Annotated in this window: 16 protein-coding genes; 5 read left to right on the forward strand and 11 right to left on the reverse strand. The window is 41.3% G+C overall.

Annotated features, from left to right (window positions below):
- Window position 1: 1 nt before the first annotated feature.
- Window positions 2–1,165, reverse strand: coding sequence for an MATE family efflux transporter (locus tag E6C50_RS13780; RefSeq protein ID WP_136403810.1), 1,164 nt, complete (start codon window positions 1,163–1,165; stop codon window positions 2–4).
- On the reverse strand, window positions 1,162–2,718 hold the full coding sequence (locus E6C50_RS13785) for a glycosyltransferase family 87 protein (RefSeq protein WP_168732824.1): 1,557 nt from the start codon (window positions 2,716–2,718) through the stop codon (window positions 1,162–1,164). Before E6C50_RS13785 ends, E6C50_RS13780 begins: the two co-directional genes overlap by 4 nt.
- A 336-nt stretch (window positions 2,719–3,054) precedes the next feature.
- Between E6C50_RS13785 and E6C50_RS13790 the strand changes: the two genes are divergently transcribed.
- Together E6C50_RS13790 and E6C50_RS13795 are read left to right on the forward strand one after the other, a co-directional pair.
- The gene (locus E6C50_RS13790) at window positions 3,055–3,909 is read left to right on the forward strand and encodes a hypothetical protein (RefSeq protein WP_136403812.1); all 855 of its coding nucleotides are present in this window, start codon (window positions 3,055–3,057) and stop codon (window positions 3,907–3,909) included.
- Between the two features lie 11 nt (window positions 3,910–3,920).
- Window positions 3,921–4,361, forward strand: a complete 441-nt coding sequence (locus E6C50_RS13795) for a hypothetical protein (protein WP_136403813.1) — start codon at window positions 3,921–3,923, stop codon at window positions 4,359–4,361.
- Between the two features lie 67 nt (window positions 4,362–4,428).
- Here the strand turns inward: E6C50_RS13795 and E6C50_RS13800 are convergent, their stop codons facing one another.
- The 8 genes from E6C50_RS13800 to polA all read right to left on the reverse strand — a co-directional run bounded on the left by E6C50_RS13800 (window position 4,429) and on the right by polA (window position 15,278).
- Complete coding sequence (locus tag E6C50_RS13800) at window positions 4,429–5,175, reverse strand: glycosyltransferase family 2 protein (protein WP_136403871.1); 747 nt, start codon at window positions 5,173–5,175, stop codon at window positions 4,429–4,431.
- A 1-nt stretch (window position 5,176) separates the two neighbouring features.
- Complete coding sequence (locus tag E6C50_RS13805; protein ID WP_136403814.1) at window positions 5,177–6,295, reverse strand: hypothetical protein; 1,119 nt, start codon at window positions 6,293–6,295, stop codon at window positions 5,177–5,179.
- Window positions 6,270–7,775 carry a hypothetical protein gene (locus E6C50_RS13810; RefSeq protein WP_136403815.1) on the reverse strand — a complete coding sequence of 502 codons (1,506 nt, stop codon included), beginning with the start codon at window positions 7,773–7,775 and terminating at the stop codon, window positions 6,270–6,272. Before E6C50_RS13810 ends, E6C50_RS13805 begins: the two co-directional genes overlap by 26 nt.
- 2 nt (window positions 7,776–7,777) lie before the next feature.
- Window positions 7,778–9,109 (reverse strand): B12-binding domain-containing radical SAM protein, encoded by a 1,332-nt coding sequence (locus E6C50_RS13815; RefSeq protein WP_230979011.1) that lies wholly within the window; start codon window positions 9,107–9,109, stop codon window positions 7,778–7,780.
- A gap of 56 nt (window positions 9,110–9,165) precedes the next feature.
- Window positions 9,166–9,948: a class I SAM-dependent methyltransferase gene (locus E6C50_RS13820; protein ID WP_136403817.1), complete on the reverse strand. Its 783-nt coding sequence runs from the start codon at window positions 9,946–9,948 to the stop codon at window positions 9,166–9,168.
- Window positions 9,945–11,402, reverse strand: coding sequence for a B12-binding domain-containing radical SAM protein (locus tag E6C50_RS13825; protein ID WP_136403818.1), 1,458 nt, complete (start codon window positions 11,400–11,402; stop codon window positions 9,945–9,947). The genes E6C50_RS13820 and E6C50_RS13825 overlap by 4 nt, the downstream gene beginning before the upstream one ends.
- Entirely contained in the window at window positions 11,395–12,303 is a 909-nt protein-coding gene (locus tag E6C50_RS13830; protein WP_168732825.1) for a nucleotidyltransferase domain-containing protein, read from the reverse strand. The genes E6C50_RS13825 and E6C50_RS13830 overlap by 8 nt, the downstream gene beginning before the upstream one ends.
- Window positions 12,304–12,428: 125 nt before the next feature.
- Window positions 12,429–15,278, reverse strand: coding sequence for a DNA polymerase I (gene polA, locus E6C50_RS13835; RefSeq protein WP_136403820.1), 2,850 nt, complete (start codon window positions 15,276–15,278; stop codon window positions 12,429–12,431).
- 134 nt (window positions 15,279–15,412) lie between these two features.
- Between polA and E6C50_RS13840 the strand changes: the two genes are divergently transcribed.
- From E6C50_RS13840 to E6C50_RS17760, 3 genes are all read left to right on the forward strand, one after another.
- Window positions 15,413–16,087, forward strand: a complete 675-nt coding sequence (locus E6C50_RS13840; RefSeq protein WP_136403821.1) for a response regulator transcription factor — start codon at window positions 15,413–15,415, stop codon at window positions 16,085–16,087.
- A gap of 3 nt (window positions 16,088–16,090) precedes the next feature.
- Window positions 16,091–17,428 (forward strand): sensor histidine kinase, encoded by a 1,338-nt coding sequence (locus E6C50_RS13845; RefSeq protein ID WP_136403822.1) that lies wholly within the window; start codon window positions 16,091–16,093, stop codon window positions 17,426–17,428.
- A 93-nt stretch (window positions 17,429–17,521) separates the two neighbouring features.
- Complete coding sequence (locus E6C50_RS17760; protein ID WP_168732826.1) at window positions 17,522–17,692, forward strand: hypothetical protein; 171 nt, start codon at window positions 17,522–17,524, stop codon at window positions 17,690–17,692.
- A 66-nt stretch (window positions 17,693–17,758) separates the two neighbouring features.
- Here the strand turns inward: E6C50_RS17760 and E6C50_RS13850 are convergent, their stop codons facing one another.
- The gene (locus E6C50_RS13850; RefSeq protein WP_136403823.1) at window positions 17,759–20,359 is read right to left on the reverse strand and encodes an FG-GAP-like repeat-containing protein; all 2,601 of its coding nucleotides are present in this window, start codon (window positions 20,357–20,359) and stop codon (window positions 17,759–17,761) included.
- Window positions 20,360–20,758 lie beyond the last annotated feature (399 nt).

The following is a 20,758-nucleotide window of genomic DNA, read 5'->3' on the forward strand; positions in this document are numbered from 1 at the left end:
GTTATCGCAATAACGAGGGTTTTGAGGTAAGTACTAATTGAACCAGTTGTGCCAGGGCGGCACCCAATAAAGCACCGCTCATTCCATAGTTTAAATATACTAATATTGTTGATAGTATAGCATTGATCAACGTTCCGGTGAGTAAAATTTTTATAACGGCTTTTTCCTGATGATTCCGAAAGAGTTCCACAATTTTGATACCATAAATAAACGAAGGGTATACATATAGGAAAGCAATCGTGTAAAACCAAATGGAAAGGCTGGTTTTTAGGTAGTACATCGTGATCAAATGGATGATCAATAAGCCGATTGGGACCAGGAATAATCCCAGCAAGCTTAGTTGTTTTTGAATCTGACGCACAACCGATGTGGTATTCCGGTATATGTTTTTAGTAAACGGGGTATAAATAAATGCTGCAACCGACATGGCAAAAACCAGCAGACTATTGAGTACCTGATAATTGGCAACAATGGTTCGGTTTTCGAAATAGTCGATGATATATAAGTCGATTTTTGAAGTAAAAAAGCCCAAAACCGACAATAAAAAGAATGGAAAAGCCTGTTTGTAATAGGAAAAGTCCATTTTGATATTCCCGGAAGATAGGTATTTTTGAAACAATACAAAATAACCGGTGCCGCGGATAAACTGGTAAAAACTGTAATTAACCAACAACGAATAAATCCCAAAATCGTCTTTTAGCCAATAAAAAGGAAACAGGAATACCAAAAAACTAATGACTTCGATTGTGATGGAGGCGTTGAATTTCTTTTCGTAAATGACCAATGCCTCGGTCGAATGATTGAAATAGCGTCCCAATAACCATATAAAAATGTAAAATGTATAGGTAACCGGAAAAAAACAGAGGCTTCCAATCGAAAACAGAAAAACCAACGGCAAACGGGTAAACAGTATTCGGCTGTAATTCTTTTTGATTTTATTCGGAAGCATACTAAACAGTCGCAAGACATATTCTTTATTTCCCCAGTTGATCACTTGAGTAGCGAACAAGGTATACAACAAAATCGAAACAAAAGCACCCCAGATTTCTTTTTGCGCAAAATGAATCACCAAAAATGGAATAGCCATACCAAAGGCCGATACGATGATTTGGCGTAGCGTATTGCTCGAAATATGGACGATCCGGTTATAATAGTTTGCTTTCAATGGATACTGTTTTTTCGTAACGTATAAAATCCGATACCACGGCCATAATCCGATAAGTACAGGATCGTTTTGTTTTTTAATACGATGGCTTTTTGTTTATGGTCTTTACCGAGGGTTTGTTGTTTTTCGTTGTGAAAAATCTGGTTGTTTTGGATAACCGCTTCGGCTATTTTTACCTCGGGAAGTGAAATAACCGCCGAATGGGTTCCGTTTTCATCACGATAAAAATAACGGAGTTCGTTGCCGGAAACCGTATAATCATAAATCAGTATCGGACTGTCTTTTGGAAGTAACGCTTTGCTGTTTTCAGTCGGTTGGGAATAAGAACCGATAAAGCCAATCGGTAGGGTGATTATCGGAAGTAATAGTATTCTTTTCCGGGAAATTCTTTTTCGCTCCGGAAATAGAAACAGCAGAAAAAAGAACAAAACAAATCCCAGTCGGATATAGGAAATCGGGAATACTTTTGTTAGGAATAACGATAGCGGTACATTACAAATAATGAATAATAATACGAATACTGTGATTTTTGTACCCGATGGAATACGTTTTTTAGCCAGAAAGATAAAAGGAAATAGCAATACAATAAAAGTATAGGTACTTCCGTAGGGCGAAAGCAGTATGGCTGCGATAATCCAAAAGGAAAAAGCAAACAGTTTGTCGTGGTTTTGGGAAACGAAAAATCCGATATAGAGCAGACTCAGTTTAAAAGTAATCCATACGATTTGAAAAAATAGCGGACTGTTCCATAACGGATTTGGATTTTCGATCGGATCGAAAAGTAATAGTCGTTTGGTAAACATATAAAACGACTGGTAATTGTCAACAAAAGCGGTAGCGATTTCACCATTGGAAGCTTTTGGAAATACGTCTTTTAAAAAGAAAACCCAGATTTCAAATCCGCTTATGATAACCGACAGTAATGCCAAACCTGCGCAAACTCCGATCAGATATAGAGCGGCTTTAAATTTTTTTTGAAAGAGTAAAAATAAGATCAATAGTACGGGGAATATTTTTAAAAGAATGGCAATACCCCAAAACAGACTCATCCGGAAAAACTGCTTTTTTTCGTACGCCAGCCAGCCTTCGGCTAACAAGAAGAAAAGCAAAAAATACAATTGTCCGAACAACAGATTGTTTTTGATCGGAATAAAAAAGAGAAACGGCACCAAAACCAGATAGATCGGCTGGATGGAATAGTACTGGAAAATTCGCCTCAGACTATAAAGAAACAGCACACTGCTGATCAGATTGAATATAATTTTAGCCGTGTACGGATCAAGAAGGTGAAACGGATAAAAGAACAGTGCTAAAAAAGGCGTGTTGGGTGCGAAACTGGTAAAAATGGAAGTATAGCCTAATGCGGTGATCTGTTCATTAAAAATAGCCGGGAAATACAAATCGGATGTAAAATGACCTTCCGAAAGAAAATAACCACCAAAATAATAATTTGCAAAATCATGCAAAACAAAACCACTCGCCTGATAGAGGTAAAAACCACACAGTGCAATTATCGGAAGCAAAGGATAATAGGTTTCGAACAGTTTTTTCATAATCCGGAACATAAACAGCCTGTTTTTTCAGGACTTAGTTCAAAGATACGCGAAAACCCTTAATCTGTACACAACTAATAATGTGACCTGTTAAACAGGTTGTTAGTTATTTAAAAAATATTCTCTTTAATGTTAAACTGCAAAAAACGACTTGTATTTATGCTGTTTTTTAAAGTTTTATAAGAATAAAGTAGTATTTTTCCATTCGAAATTTGAAAGAAAAATAACACTTTTTTAGTTGCAGGTTTTAGAATTGGTATTGTATTTCGAAAATTAACGACAAGACACTGAGAAACCTGCAGTTTTGGTCTTTGACCTTTAAATCCTAATTGAGATATGGCCTATTTATACGATGTAAAAGTAAAATCGATTGATGTCGCAAACAAAATAGCGATTTTAGATATAGACACGATTCATCCGGACGCGATGTATTTTAGTAACAATCTGGCCTTTGCGATTCGCCTGATCCGGGATGCGGCTTTGGGTGATTCGCCGATTGCGAAAAGTTTCGACATGAACTGCCTCTTTGATAACCATTGGCTTCAGGAGAATGTAAAAGGCTACATCACAAAATGTGAACTCAATGCAGTGCGAACATCCGGGGAGACGGAAATCAAGAATAATGGAAAAGAAGCCTATTGGCGTGGTGAAACCGACACTGCCAGTGCAACGATAACAGTTCATTTCGCGAGTCCTTTGTGGATGCAACATCTAAACACAAAATCGAATTGGAGAAGTTCGGCTTATCCTGCTGCAGTTGAATTTGTCGACCGTGCGCCGATTGATCCGTCTAATGAGATGTCGGACTTCTCGGACGATTATGAGAATAGCGGCGGATGGATTTTGGTAAAATCAGAAACGTTGAAAAATACCGATAGTTTGTGGCCGAAGGAAGTCTTTATTCCGATCTACACTGAAAAATCGTACCGACGTTCGACTAAACTTTCCGGAGCCGATCTTAACAAATCCACTCTCGAGGAGTTGCTGTTCAAAACTGTTTTCGCTTTAGGTCGAAACGGGATAAAAACATTCGGAATACTTGTGCCCAGAGGCGATGACTATTATAGTGTCATTTCTTTTTCCAATGGCGGGTACTCGGAATCAGGGTATAAAATCCCTGACTTATTGACTTTGGGAGCAAGCGAATTCAACGTAAATGACAGCGCGAAAGCCGTGAGATTTGGCGCTTAACAAAAATAGATATGAACGAAAATCTACTACAGCACACCGAAAAACCCGCAGTATTGGTGTTTCATATATCCGAATTCTTTAAAACGTATGGGATGTCGGTTTCGAACTTGTCCCAAACGATTTGTGATTCCCCTTTCTATATCTATGACCGATCATTCAAAGATAAAGGGCCAAAATTTGAAGATGAAAAACCAATAAGTGATGAAGATTTTGATACCGGTTTTGCAATCCTTAAAACCATTTGGAACGAATATGTGGGAAAAGCGAAAACACCCTCTTTTTCCCGCGTTTTTAAGATAATGACCGACCTTGATACGGATGATTTCTACGTAGAGTCACGGTATGGTTTTGCTCCCGGTTATGATCTGGATGCTGCAATTGAAGCTTTTAGCAATCAAAATTTTGAAGTAATCCGATGGGATGAATTTTGGGACTGGGATTTTGAAGGGTAACGTTTGAACCCGATTGTTGCGTGATGTGGCACGCGAATGCCAAACGATGTATTTTTAAACCATTTTTTCATTGTCTCGAAAATAATGCAAAATGAAACAACCTGGTTTTTTGCAGGGCATAGCTCAATGATACGCGTAAAACACCCAATCCGTACACAATACTGCGTTGCAGGTTAATCGAAGAAGCATCTTCAAAATAATGCGTCGGACAGGAGACTTCGCCAATCCGGGCATTGTGGTAGCAAAACTGCGCCAGTATCTCGTTGTCGAAAACAAAATCGTCGGAGTTGTTTTTAAAGTCGATCTGTTGTAAAACAGACGCTTTAAAACAACGGTAACCGGTATGGTATTCCGATAATTTTTGGTTCATCATCAGATTTTGAAATAGCGTCAGCATACGGTTGGCGATATATTTGTAAACCGGCATACCGTTTTTTAAGGCGCCTTTGCCCAATATCCGGGAACCCAAAACTACATCATACAAATCGCTTACGACAAGATGGACCATCGATGGAATCAGTTTCGGCGTATATTGATAATCCGGATGCAACATGATAATAATATCGGCGTTCAATTCCAATGCTTTTTGATAACAGCTTTTCTGATTGGCGCCGTAACCTTTGTTGCGATCATGCGCAATGATATGTTCGATACCCAATTCGCGGGCAATCCGAATCGTATCGTCTTTGCTAAAATCATCGGTTAGAATAACAGCATCGACCATATCGAAAGGAATTTCGTTATAGGTCTTTTCTATGGTTTTACCGGCATTATAAGCCGGAAGTACGACTACTATTTTTTGATTGTATACCATATCAGTTAAGGTGGTTGACTTCGGTTTGTGAGGATTCCCGTACATGATCTGAAACGCTTAATCCCTGAAAGGGTGCCAGCGATTCGACATCTTTGCGATGATACAGATTTCCCAGAAACGGAAACTCATCGTAGGTATGCGTCGGTAGTCCGGCCAGGCGGTTTTGAACTTCGGCTAACGGAAGATTCCATTCCCGACTTAAACGTTCGGCCGAGGGTTCCATAAAGGAAATATAAAGCAGTTCCGTTAGGGTGTGCTGTTGCGTTTGCGAAAAATCGACACCTATTGGAAGGTTATTTTTTAAGGTGTTATGCGAAGTTCGGAAATCCAAAAGACGGTCGCGGAAATCGGTATATGGTAGAAAACCGTTATGATCGTTCTGAACGGAGAATAAGGGTTGTATGGCCGATTCGTGACACCACATGCATTTGGCGGGTTTTCCGGCATTGGAATGCGTCGGATCGGCACTGTTTTTCCGGATTCCGTTGGCGTCGAATATTCCAAAGCGAAGCTGACCGTTGTCTAATAATTCGATGGTTTCGTATTCGGTTACCGCTCCATTGGTCGGATTGATCTCGGTCGATAAAAAGAGCTGGTTTAATCCGTTTTGTTCGGAAAACCGTATGATGCGATGTTCCAACGACACGCCCGAATTGTCCACATAGCCTTTTTCGGGTTGTAAGGTGTAACGGCTCATCAGTACATCCAGTTGTTCGGGTACGCCGGTTAACGCATAATAATGTTCGGAAGCACCGAGCAACAACGTAACATACCGACCCAAATCGATTGTTTGCTGTTGTTGGTATTCCTGGGAATTTTTGATCTTTTGATGCAAACGGTTTAGTAGCACCTGTGCATTTTCCGATAATCCAATGGCCTTACTGTCGACATAAATCCGATCACCATTGCTATAAACACCGGATAAATCGGATGGTAACTTCGCACCGATATACGATAAAGCCCATTTTAATCCGATCAGCGATTTGTGGATGTCATCGTCGGCATAGGCCTTATTCCATCGTAGCACAAGTGAATCGTCTCCCTTTTCGATCAGATCGGAATAGGAATCGTTCGCGCAGGCGACAAGTAACAGACTAAAAACGAGCAATAGTTTTTTCATGCGGGATTGGTTTGGTAATAATGCGCGTAACGCGGTAGATATAATAATTCGTGTTTCGGACAATACAAGGCGACAAATGCGTTAGTTCTTTTAGGCTAATCGTATTTTCCGGGTTTTGGGTGATATTTCGGGCGGTAATAAAAATAAAATCGCTGTTTTGTTCGCTATGCGTTGCCAGTAATGCGATGAGCTGACTATCGGTTATAGCAGTATTACAGTTTTGTTCCCAATTGCAAAGTCCCTGATTCCGATTGGTGCATAGGAAAAACGGACGCTTGTCCAGATAAGGGGCAATAATGGTTCCTTCGCAAAAAAGGGTAACCGTTTCCATATTTGATAAACGATGTTGCGTCAGAAAAGCGGCTACCTGTTTTCCGGACGAAAAGGGTTTCCAATAGTCGTACATATAGGCAATTAGTCCGCTACTGAATTGTAATAATAGTAGTAAATAAAGAGCGGTTCTCCGCGCAAAATCCCGATTGATGTTGTTCCGGATACGATATACGTGATAATGATCAATCCATAAAGCAGTGATCAATATAATATAGTTGATACCGTCGAATCGCGTAGCGCCCAGTTGGGTGATAAAGAAAAAACACTGTACGCCAAACAAGGCGGTATACGTAAACAGTAAAGTGGCTTTCCGTTTGTAAAATAGCAATAGCGGAAGGGCATATAATAACAATCCGATTACGGCAGCCACCGGTTTACTATAATTAACCACCAAATTGGAATTCCAAAAATGAATCGTTCGGAAATCGGGTATCGTTACCAATCCTTTAAAGAGTGAGATAAAGCCTTTGGTAAAGCGTTCGTATAGCGGAATATCCTGTGTTCGGTTTAAAAAGATACTATCGATAGCGGGGAATAATTGTACGACCAGCAGAAAAAGGCCTGCCGCAAAAACGAGATAGCCACTGGTATAACGAAGTAGGTTTTTCTTGTTTTCAATAGTGAATAATAAGAGTAGTGCCAGACTGACTACCGTAAACATCAGGTGAATATTGGCGGCCAATACCAACCAAAAGACATAAAGCAGGAATTTTTCTTTCCGTTGGCGGTATAGTCCCAACGCCAGAAATAAAAATAATAAACCCAATATATAATTCCGACTGATGAGGTTGTATTCGAACAGCATAAAATAACCAAAGACGAACAGTACTTTGAAAAGTATCGAAAAAGGTGATTTCCGAAGGAAAATGCTAACTGTTAGTGTGGACAATACAATATGTAGGAGTTGCATCCCAAAGGGATTGTCTGTGATTCGGGTGAGTAAAAACAATAGGATGTTCCACAGCATTGGATGACCTTCGTGGCGCATGTTGTAAAACAGTTCCGAAAAAGAATTGCTATCCAGCGCCAATAACCAGTGATGTGCTTCGTCCAGCCAAAGTTCATGATGTAAAATACCCAGCAGGCTTATTGTAAAATAAAGCAGGGTAATAAAAATGAAGTATTTCTTTTCGGCCGATTGGTTCATCGCTATAACTGTTTACTAATCCGCATCAGGCCACTGGCCAAAATGGATTTGGTTTTTAATTTCAGTATTTTGATCGGATTCCGGTTTTCGGTTTTAATCAGCTCCCGGTAAAATTCCACTTCGTTTACGACTTTACTCACGGCATAATCGTAAAATTTACGCGAATAGGTTCTTTTGAAATCAATCTGACGGTCCGTTGAGGTTTCCCAATCGGGTTGTACGGTGATGCGGCTTTCCACCTCATCATACAAAGAAGTCCCTTTAATCGGATAGGCTACCGTAATGGTATATTCCGTAGGGTTGGCTTCTTTGAGGTATTGAATTGTCTGGTGAATGTCGTCTTCGGTTTCACCGGGATAGCCTACCATGATAAACGTTCCGGTTTCGATACCAAGAGCATTGGTTTTTTGAATAGCCTGTTTGACAACCGATACATCGACACGGCGATCCATCAGGTCAATGATTTTCTGGGAACCGCTTTCGGCACCAATCCAGATCCGGTAACATCCGGCTTCTTTTAAAAGTTGCAGAATGGCATCGTTAAGGCGTTCGGCCCGGGTGATGCATTCGAACGGAACTTTGGCATCCTGAGCGAGTACTTCTTTATGAAATTCCGTCAGCCATTTGTGGCTCACGGTAAATACGTCGTCTACAAACCAGAGGGTGTCCGGGTTGTATTGGTCTTTTAAAAGGCGCATTTCGGCAGCCACCTGTTGCGCCGGTCGTCTGCGGTAACTCTGACCATACACAGCCGTGCTACACCACTTACAGGTATACGGGCAGCCGCGTTGTGTGGAAATCGTCATCGAGCTTTTCCCGTGATTCGTTTTCCAGGTTTGTAAATATTTTTCGATCGGAACCGCTTTTCGATTGGGTAATGGCAGTTCGTCCAGTTCCCGGAATTTGGTTCGGGCTTTCGTTTTGATCAACTGACCGTTGTCGAAAAAGGCGATACCATCAACAGCCGTATAATCCGATTGTTCCATAATGGCCTGATACAATTGGTAAGTGGTTTCTTCGCCTTCGCCTATGATCAGAAAATCGGCACCGGCATTGAGGTAATTTTCGCAGTTATACGTCACATCCGGGCCGCCTAAAATAATTTTAGGAAAACCGTAACGGTAGTCCGTTTTCAGAACCCGAATCAATCGAATTACCTCAACTTTGGTCATCAGGTTGGTGTAGATCGCGATGACATCCGGTTGCATGCCGATGATATAGTCCAGTTGTTCGGGTTGGGAATAAAACGTACTGTCGTAAACCGAATTCGGAATATTCCGTTCCAGCAAATAACCCGAAATATAAAGCAATCCCAATGGTGGGTAGGGCTTCATGATTTTTTGCTCCTTCGGATCGTCCGATATATAATATCCGTGTGTCAGCAGTATACTCATCTTTTCTGCAAAGCAATAAAATAGTGATCGGAATAACGTGACAGGAATCGAACGTTTCGAATAGTGTTTTCCAAAGAACCCAAAACGGCGGTTAAACGTTTTTTGTTTTTTACAAAGGGTTCCAGGTAGGAGGGTGGAATAAAAAAACCAACGGGTTGTATATGCGTGACGGCAAAATGACGTTGTGCCATTCGTTTGATCGCAGCCGGATTGTAATAGTAGGTCGCTACGGCTTCTCCGTCGATGTTGACAATCGCTTTTTCACGTTTGCGACGGAAGGCTGCTTTCCATTGGCCTTTTAGCAGAAAATATAATTGTTCCCATAACGTATTTTTAGGCATGATCACTAAAAACAGTCTGCCGTTTGGGTTGAGTAACCGATTGGCATTTTCAAAAAAGGCTTCCAATTCCGATTCGGAAAGACAATTCAGTCCGCCAAAATCGGAAAAGAGTGCATCGAATGTCTGATTTGGAAACGTAGCGGGAAGCGTATTGATATCGGCCTGACGAAATGTAATCGTTCCGACTGTATCTTTTTGCCGAGCCGTGAGGATCATTTGTTCCGAAATATCGGTGGCGGTTACCTGATAGCCTTGTTCGGATAACCAAAGCGCGTCTTCGCCTGTTCCGCAGTTGATTTCCAATATAGAACGGATGCTGCTGTTTTGTAGCATTTCCGTCATCTGACGATAAACCAAATCGCGTTGCAACCTGCCGATTACCGTATGGGTAAACGTCTGGTCGTACGTGGCTGCGGCTATGTCGAAAGAGGCATTCATGGTTTTTCTAAAGCTTTGATCTGATAACGGTCGATTCCGGCGCTCGGAATATAATAACTCAGTTTGGCAATGGATTTTAATTTGTCTGTTCGTACCGGATCGCGAAATAGGTTTTTTAGAAAATAAATCCCCTGACTGATACGGTATTCTTTGTGAACCAATCGTTGTAATTTACGATAATATTCGGAGGTATAGGTGCCGTGAAACATCATGTCCAGATCATCCGAATCGGTCCAGTTGGATTTCTGTTTCAGGTCTTCTTTAACCTTGTCATAAAATTTGGTGCCCGGTAACGGATACGAAACGGAAATCCCGATATTGTCGGGCAACAGTTCTTTGACCATGGCAATGGTTTTTTGGATGTCGTCCTGGTTTTCGGTCAGATAACCGAATTGCAGGAAAAAAGAAATTCGAACATTGTTCTTTTTGAGCAAACGGGTGGCTTCATAAATCTGCGCTACCGTAGTACCTTTATCCATCGCATCAAGGATTTTCTGGGAACCGCTTTCGGCACCGATCCAGACTTCTTCCAATCCGGTACGCGCCAGTACGGTGATGGTATCTTCTTTTAAAAGTAAGTCGGCGCGACTTTGGATATAATAACGGATTGATAACTGTTGTTCGTCCAATAGTTTTCCGAATTCTTGTACCCAGTTGGGTTTTAGTCCGAAAATATCGTCACACATCCAGAATCGGGTTACACCAAATGCGGACTTCAGATGGGCAATTTGGCGTACGATATAATCCGGTGAATGCGCATTGTAGCGATTCCCGTAGATCGGTTTGGCGCACCAGTTGCATTTGTACGGACAACCGCGTGTGGTGGCGATATTCAGTGTAAAGGGCTGACCGCTTTTTTGCCATTGGGCTTTATACGAATCGATGTCGATTAAATCCCAGGCGGGTAGTGGCAATTCGTCCAGATTTTGAAGAATCGGACGTTTGGGGTTGATCCGAATTTGATTTGTGTTCGGATCGGTATAAATAATTCCGCTGATAGTTGTAACGGATGTTTTGTGTTCTAAAGTATTGATCAGTTCCAAAAGACTGGCTTCGCCTTCACCCTGTAAAATATAGTCGGCACCTTTATCCAGGTATTTCTGATAATGATCGGTTGAATCGGAACTGCATACAATAACGGTACACTGGTGTTGTTTTCCGATGGTGATCATTTCAAAACAAGCTTCCCGCATAATGGTCAGACACATTTTGGTCAGATAATTAAAACCGTCGTCATAAATCACCAGATAGCGCGGCTTATCGTTTTCCAGTTTTCCGGTAATGGCACGCGGATTATCCAACAGATTGGTGTCGAACAAATCTACCTGATAACCGTTTTCGCGTAACAACGACGCGGCATATAGTGTTCCTAAAGGTGGAAAAGGAGTATGGTTTTTCCACTGCTTCGGATCGAGCCGGTAGTAGTACGAATGTGAAAAAAGAATATCAGACATGTTCTTTGGTTAACTGAATATGATGCGTAGCGTTGAGGTCGTCGTATTTCCGGTTTAAAGTATCAATGATTCTTTTCTGGAAATTGGACGGATGGTGTTTGGATACTCTTTTTGATGACTTGAAAGCAATTGAAAATTCGGAAGCCAGTTTTCTTTCAAATTTTAATTTCCAAAACCAAAAAGTAGTTCTAAAGGTCAACTGTTCTATTTTGCGCCCCATCCAACCGGATAATAAACGTTCGAAAGCCGCTGTTATTTTTTTCTTTTTTATCGGACGGATACTATCGTTATCCGTTCGGGTTTTATTTGGGAAAAAGGAATGTACCCATTGGTTGCTTTCAAAAAAAGCAATGAGTTTCTCTTTTCCGTATAGCGGAATTAAAGTTACAATTTCTGTAGCCGTAAAACGATTTTTTTCTTCAATTTCCAGATTGTCTGCCGTGATAAAATAATTCACGCAGAAATATTTTTTTGAATTAAAGAGAAATAATTTTTTGTACAGTACCAGACACGTTCGGCAAATCCATAAATAACCGGGTTTACTGATGATAAAAAAATCGATGTCGGAGTTACTGTCAAAATAACCTTTGGACAACGATCCGGATATGGCTACTCCTTCAACAAATGGAAACCAGGAAGAAATAAATTGTGCTTTTTTTTGTGCTTTTTCCAAAGCTTTTTCCGCATTTCGATTACCGGTTTCCCTGCGTTGGATGTGTTCGGTGGTTAGGTTGGTGTGATAATAGCTATCGGTTTTGATGATAATACCTTGTTGTAGAGCCTGCTCGATTTCGCGGTCAAAATCCGTCCGATTCTCATGATCGGAGAAGGAATAGACTTCCTCTAATTTTAAAGGATGGTTGAAAATAGAGAAATAAAGAATCGGCTTTAATATCTTCAAAACAAAAGATTTTGCTATTAATAAAAGGTCAGATTGGACGATTTAAAATTAGCAAAATCTTTGGATTGATATTAAATTTTTATAAATATGATATAAAAAGATATAACAAATTGTTTTTTAAATGATTAATGCGCCTGAAGCCAGTCTTTTCCGTGTCCTAGCTCCACTTCCAGCGGAACATCCAGTTTAAAAGCTTCTTCCATTTCGTGTTTAATCATAGGCTGAATGCGTTCCAGTTCGCTGTTGTGAACGTCAAACACAAGCTCATCGTGTACCTGTAGCAACATCTTACTTTTCCAGTTTTCGGCGATCAATCGTTTGTGAATATTGATCATGGCGATTTTGATGATGTCGGCAGCACTTCCTTGTATCGGAGCGTTAACCGCATTTCGCTCGGCCGCTCCACGTACTACAGCATTGGCGGAGTTGATGTCTTTTAAATAACGACGGCGACCTAATACCGTTTGCACATAACCGTGCTCGCGCGCCCATTCCATTTGTTCCTGGATATAGGCTTTAAGTCTCGGATAGGTTTGGTAGTAGGCGTCGATTAATTCTTTACTTTCCGAACGGCTTAACGACGTTTGGTTACTCAATCCGAAGGCCGAAACGCCATAGATGATTCCGAAGTTTACTGTTTTGGCATGGCTACGTTGTTCGCGGGTTACGGCTTCCAACGGTACGTTAAATACTTTGGCTGCGGTGGAGGCGTGAATGTCTTCGCCATTTTGGAACGACTTGATCATGTTCGGTTCTCCGCTTAATGCGGCGATAATGCGAAGCTCTATCTGCGAGTAATCGGCAGAAACCAAGGTGTAGTTTTCATCACGGGCAATAAATGCTTTCCGGATCTGGCGACCTCGTTTGGTTCTGATCGGAATGTTTTGCAGGTTCGGATTGTTCGAACTTAAACGACCGGTTGCAGCAACAGTTTGCATATAATCGGTATGGACGCGTTGTGTGGCTTTGTCGACCTGAGTCGGCAACGCATCGATATAGGTGTTTTTTAATTTAACCAACTGACGCCAGTCGAGAATACTCTGAACAATCTCGTGTTCGTTGGCCAGATAACTCAAAACTTCTTCGCCGGTTGCATACTGACCGGTTTTGGTTTTTTTCTGTTTGGCGCCACCAATTTTTAATTTGTCGAATAGGATATCTCCCAATTGTTTTGGTGAGGCCAGATTAAAATGTTCTCCGGCAATTTCGTAGATTTTTTGTTCCAGGGTTTTGATTTCAATTTCCATATCCTTAGATAAGGATTTCAGGAAGTCAACATCCAGTCGGATACCTTCACGTTCCATATCGGCCAATACGGCTACCAATGGAATTTCGATATCTTCGAAAAGCTTTTTCGTTCCGGTTTTGTCGAGTTTTTCCGAAAAAAGCGCTTTTAATTGTAGCGTAACATCGGCATCTTCAACGGCATATTCCTTGATGTCTTCCAAGGCGACATCGCGCATCGATTTCTGATTTTTTCCTTTTTTACCAATCAGTGTTTCGATGGATTTTGGAGCGTATTTTAAATAGGTTTCGGACAAGACATCCATGTTATGACGCATATCCGGATTGATCAGATAATGCGCAATCATGGTATCGAATAAACGACCTTTAACCGTAACGCCGTAATTGGCCAGTACTTTCAGGTCGTATTTTAGGTTTTGTCCTATTTTGAGGATGGTTTCGTTTTCGAAAAACGGTAGTAGTTTTTCCAATACGGCTTTGGCTTCTTCCTGATTGTCCGGGAACGGAACATAAAAGCCTTTTCCTTTTTCGTAGGAGAAAGCGATTCCTACCAGTTCGGCATGTAAAGCATCCAGACCGGTTGTTTCGGTGTCAAAACAAACTTCCGGTTGCTGTAACAGGTTTTGAACCAACAAACGGATTCCTAAATCACCTTGTACAATCTGGTAATTGTGACTGGTGGTTTCCAGCGTATCGTAAAAGCTGTTGTGTGTACTTGTGGTTGCTACCTGACCGTCGTCAAATAAAGACGTCTGGTCTTCGTTTTTCGCTGTTTTCCGTGTTTTGGATACGGTAGAAGCGGAAGGCTCCAGATTGTTGGTGTTAATCTCGTCAAACTCGGAACCGTCTGCAAAAAGTTTATCAAACTGTTCTTGCATTCTACGGAATTCCAGTTCCTGGAAAATGGCTTCGGTTTTGGCTACATCCGGACGGGATAATTCGAAGTCTTTTTCGTCGAATTGCACCGGACAATCCAGTAATATTGTGGCCAGCGTTTTGGATAATATCCCTTTGTCGGCATTGGCCTCGATGTTTTCTTTCATTTTACCTTTTAGCTCGTGTGTATTGGCCAAAAGGTTTTCCATCGATCCGTATTCTCTTAATAATTTTTTTGCGGTTTTTTCGCCCACACCCGGAAGTCCCGGAATGTTGTCTACGGCATCACCCATCATTCCCAAAAAGTCGATCACCTGTTCGGGCCGTTCAATTTCGAATTTTTCCAATACCTGCGGAACACCCCAGATTTCAATGTCATTACCCATACGTGCCGGCCGGTACATAAAAATATTTTCGGATACCAACTGAGCAAAGTCTTTATCGGGTGTAACCATATAGACCGTATAGCCTTCTTTTTCGGCTTGTTTGGCCAACGTTCCGATAAGGTCGTCGGCTTCATAACCCGGTAATTCCATAATCGGAATGTGCATGGCCTTCAGGATTTCCTGAATATACGGAACGGCTATTTTGATCGCCTCCGGTGTTTCGTCGCGGTTGGCTTTGTATTCGGGGAACATTTGGCTTCTGAGTTCGCTTCCTCCTTTGTCGAAGGCAACGGCCAGATAACCGGGCTTTTCTCTTTTAATCACATCCATCAGGGAATTCATAAATCCCATAATGGCCGACGTATCCAATCCTTTGGAGTTGATGCGCGGGTTTTTGATAAAGGCATAATACCCACGAAAGATCAGTGCGTAGGCATCCAGTAGAAAAAGGCGTTTTTGTTGTGACATGATATATGCTATTTGCTTGTAAAAATACGGAATCCGATATTGATACGATCGAAATTCCTATGGAAATTTATGTGACCGCTTGTCGGGCGATTCCGATTATTCTGTACTTTTAATTGGTTTTAACCTTGTTACCTATGAATATCATTATCGTAGAAGATCATGACGAACTGGCTCGGGAAATAGTAACCTACCTCAGCAGCGTGGGCCATTTTTGTAAAATAAAACAAAGTTGTCGGGAAACATTGGAGGAGATCGACCGAAATCCCTATGACCTGATGTTGCTCGATCTGGGCTTGCCGGATGGCGACGGATTGGATTTGCTAAAAGTGGTTCGGAAAGAATACAATAAAATGGGGGTGATTGTGATTACGGCCCGCGGGGAACTGGACGACCGGATTAGCGGGTTTCAGCTTGGTGCCGATGATTATCTGACCAAGCCTTTTGCACTGACCGAACTCGGTGCGCGTATTTTTGCCGTAGTCCGACGAATGCATGGGTTTACTTTAAATGAGTTGAGCATTCACGGATTTAGTATTCAATTACAGGATTATAAGGTAAAACATGGCGAAAATGCCATAGCACTGACCAAAAAAGAGTTTGATGTTTTTCAGTATCTCGTACTGAATAAAAACCGGGTGGTGACCCGATTGCAGTTAACCGAACACCTTTGGGGCGATATTCTGGAATTGAATGCCGATTCGAATTTTATCGATGTACACGTCCGGAATCTGCGGAAAAAACTGGAACATTATGAAAAACTGGATTGGTTTGAAACCGTTCGGAATGTCGGATATCGTATCAATGAATAACAGATGAAATTTAAACACCAGGTAGCCGTTTTTAGTATTCTGACCCGAATCGTACTGATCGTGGTTTTGTGGTTTGTATTGCCGGTATTGGTCGAAAAAGTAGTCTTCCGGCATATCACAACCAGTCTGCTGGAAAAGAAAGAGAAGTTTATCCGGAATCTCGATAATGAAGAAATCACGAATTTCCTTTCGGATAACAGTATGGACGATACCTATGCCAGTTTTTCAAAGCTACATAGTGAATTTTTGCAATTGTCGCGATTGCCTGATAATCAGCTTGTAAAGCAGCATACGGTTTTTGTAACCGAACCCCGGATCATCGAAAAAGAAGAAAACGAATACCGGATTTTACAGTATTTCTTTAAATATGGAGGAAAATCGTATCTGTTGGAAATCGGAAATAACCTCGCGCAGGTAAAAGACCTGTATTTTGTGATCCGTTTTTTTACGGTTGCCGTTTTGATCGGATTGGTTGTGCTTACATTTTTACTGGAAGCTTTTTATATCGATTACCTGCTTCGGCCGTTTTATAAGATTATTGATCTGAAAATCCGGCATATCGATAATCCGGAAACCTATAATAAGACTGTGATTCAGACGCACTCGGATGATTTTAAAGAATTGGATCTGGCGCTGAATCAGATGATGGAACGGATGCAGGATGTGATCCGGAAAGAAAAACAGTTTATAGCCAATGTTTCGCACGAATTGCTAACACCGATCGCGATTCTGAAAAACCGATTTGAAAACCTGTTACAAAATGATTCGATCAATGATGAAGGACAGGAGAAAATTGTAAGTTCCCTCCGGACTCTGGACAATCTGAAAAAGATTATCAATAACCTGTTGCTGATTTCAAAAATCGAACACCACAAATTCCTGTCGGATGAAACCATTGTATTGCGGGAATTACTGGATGAATTGCTGGAAGAGCTCGACGACCGGATTAAAGATCGTGAAATTACCGTGGTTTCGGAATTACAACATGACTATCGTTTTATGGGAAACCGAACCCTGATGCATATTTTGTTGTTTAATTTGTTGGGAAATGCGATTAAATATAACCGGAAAGCAGGACGAATTGTGTTGGCCGATGGTTTTAAAAACGGTATGTATTGGTTGTCGGTAACCGATACCGGACAAGGAATTCCGGCGGATCAGATGGAAACCTTGTTCGATCGTTTTACGCGAATTAATTTACAAGTGGAAGGACAAGGGCTTGGTTTGGCCATTGCCAACAGTATTTCCCGTTTCCATAATTGCAGTATCGAGGTGCACTCGGTTGTGGACGAGGGAAGTACGTTTACGATTCGTTTTCAATCACCGGAAAAAGCCAATTAAATGTTAAAATTCCAAACGAGGTATAATCTTCATTTTGTCTTCATTTTCAGCTGGTAACTTTGACTCATAAATTAATCATTAAACTTTGAAATCATGAAAAAATTAATGTTAGTTGCTGTGATGGTAGTGTCAACAGCAATGGCTTTCGCTCAAACAGCACCTGCAAAAACAGTTACCACTAAAAAACATCAGCATCGTGCTAAAACCGAAGTAAAAGCAGAACCTAAAAAAGGGGATGCGAAAATGGATAACCAAAAAAAATAGTCAAAAAATAGCAAGAGGCCGGTGATCAACCGGCCTCTTTTATTTCAGGTGTTTGCTTGCACCTTATTATTGCTTTACAATTTTTTGCGAATAGGTTTCGCCATTTTTGGTTTGTATCTGTATGATATAAATACCGCTGGCCATATCAGACATATTGATCACATTCGATTGGGTGGTCAATACCTGTTGTCCTATCGCGTTAAATAGTTTTACCGTAATGTCCGTCTGAGTAGTGGCAATTGTTACCTGCAAACGCGTCGGATTCGGGTAAATGTTGAATTTTGTTTTCAGATTGTCGTTTAAGCCAAGTGCTGCAGTGGCTTTTAAACAACGTACTGAAGCGCCTTGTCCTCTTGGACCTCCTGCTGCCGGATTGGTAATAGCAGTACTGAAATAGAAATATTTCGCTCCGCTTGTACTTGTGGTACGGCTCCAGTAATAACCACGTACTCCGGTAAAGTTAAAGTTTCCTGTAGTGTCTCTGTTTCCGCCTACGGTTAATTTTAAATTACTGTCATAGGCTTTTGATGGGGAAGAGATCCATTCTTTTTCAACGATTAATTCCCAGTCGGTTTGAGACGGCATTTTCCATCCTTCTCCTAAAGCGCGACATGGATCACATCCGTCTGTTGCGGTAACAGCGACTGGTGTTGTAGCACTCCAGGTATCGGTAATCTGATTGGTGTTCCACCATGTTGGTGATGATGTAAAATAGTTTGCATTTCCTACTCCGATACCGGTTGGGTTGTTATTCGCCGGTGATGTGGCTGTAGTCGCAGTACGCAATTGATGTCCATCGTCCCAACGCCCCCATTGAAATAGATCACCAAAAGCGTTCGCGTCTGTTGATGATGTGGCTACAGCCGGGCTTCCTAAGTTTTGTTGTAACCAGATATTTCTGTCGGCACCACGTACCGTAGTATAGGTTACCGTTTGTCCCTGATACGTAAAGGTAACACAACCCACATCGCCTATGGCTTGTCCCGGTTCCTGATTGCAAACGGTACTAGTTTCGATCGTAAGCGTGTAATCTTCCGTTTGTCCGGCTCTTAAAGTCGTGTCACATGGATCGGTAATGGTATTGGGTGCATTCGGATTGCTCAACGCGGCTACATTCGTATTTTTAATGATTCGCATTTTGACCGTTCCGTTAGTAGCCGTTGCCGGGATTGTTATATTGGCGGTAACCGTATTGGCATTGGCCGGATTCGCCGGAGCTAACTGACCGATGTAAAATCCCTCGCCGGCATCGTTAAAGTTTCCGTTTCCGTTAAAGTCGATATAAACCATGACATCACTTGGGAAAGAACTGGAAGGTCCTTTAACCGCTATCGGATAGGTTTGTCCTTTTGTTATGGTAGCACTAATGCTTGAAAAATCCTCATAAGTCGGTGTCGTTCCCGATTGGAATGATGATGGATTGTTAATGCTCCCAAAAGACACATTGGTGATCATATTGCTATCGGCATTGTACTGATAGGTTGGCGTACAATTCTGAACACTGTTGTTAGTATAAAGAACGGCCGAAGCAACATCATTTTCTTTATAACCCATCAAAAAGATATCGGTATCACCGTCGTTATCATAATCGAAAACCAAAGCACGCGATAGGGTTACGGCTGTTAAAAGGTTGGCGTTTTCAACGTCCAGTACAAACTCGCCCAAACCGTTGTTACGGTAGAATAAGGCTTTGTTGTCGCCATCGGCATTGGATCCCAGAGTAAGGATATCCAGATCGCCGTCGTTATCGTAATCTACAAAACGAGAACTACCATAATAGGTTCCGATAAAGGAAGCGCCTATTGGAGTGAAATGTGCCGTACCATTGTTGATATAGGCCGTTAATGTCGGTTCAAAAGAATCGCTCATTCCGGATAATAACACATCCGGATGACCGTCATCATTGATATCGGCAGTATCAATCGAAGAGAAATAAACATTGTCTAATCCGCTGCTATGTCCGATAAACGTTCCGTCTCCCTGATTCAGGTAGAATTTGGTTTCCGGAACATAAGCATTGGTATAACCGGTTATGAGTATATCCGGAAAACCATCCGAGTTGGCATCAAATACTTTTACAGCACTAAAATAGGTTCCGGAAAGTACGTTAGGCGATACGGTAAATGTGCCGGTGTTGCCGTTTTGCAGGTAAATGGTCGATACTTTGTCGCCACTGTCCAACATTCCGTTAACCAGAATGTCCATATCGCCGTCTTTGTCAAAGTCGACAATTTCTATAGCACCGTAAATCGTTGGTAAAATGTTTTCCACTGTTGCTTTTGTAAAGGTATTGTCGCCGTTTCCGTAGTAAATCTCAAAAACCTGCTCGTCGGTATCCGTCCGGGTTCCGGTTATTGCAAAATCAAGACGCCCGTCATTGTTGATGTCGCCGGTTCCTATCGCCGAATATAGGATCTGAGTAAATGCTGTTGTCGTGTTCGGAACATAGATCCCGTTTTGGTTTACATACAAAGCAGTATGCCCGGTGTAACCCGGAAGTGCACCGGATACAATAATCTCTTTTATTCCATCGCCATTAAAGTCGGCTGCCACGCAATCCCCATAGAAAGCTCCGGTAAAAGCCGAGCTGTTTGGGATGAGTAATTGCGCGTTACAATCCACCTGTGCCATGGAAAATAGCGTAATTAGTAAGTATAGTTTCTTCATGATAATTTTGAATAAGTTGGCACAAAGTTATTTATTTAGATTAAATAAAAATAACAGACTGGTTTTTTTGATAGTATTTAAGATTTTTGGCAGGCGGAGTTTCGAAATGCTAAAAAAATTAACGATTGATTTGTGTAGTGAAAAAAAATAACGGTAATAAATTTAGTTTGTCTAAAGGGGCTTGTTTGAAATATAACAGCATATGGCCTATTTGTAATATTCCTGAATATCGGAATGCTTTCAAAAGATAGGGTGTAAGTGGGTTTTGTTGCTTTATGTGATGTCTTTTTGTGAAAGTAGTGCTAATAAATTTTTTTAGGTGTTAATTTTTTGGTTTTTGTAGTGTTAAATTTAGTTTTCTGATGTTGTTTTTTGTTAGGATGTAGTATTTTTAGTTGC

This window comes from Flavobacterium supellecticarium, from assembly GCF_004801375.1.
In the GTDB taxonomy this organism is placed as follows: domain Bacteria; phylum Bacteroidota; class Bacteroidia; order Flavobacteriales; family Flavobacteriaceae; genus Flavobacterium; species Flavobacterium supellecticarium.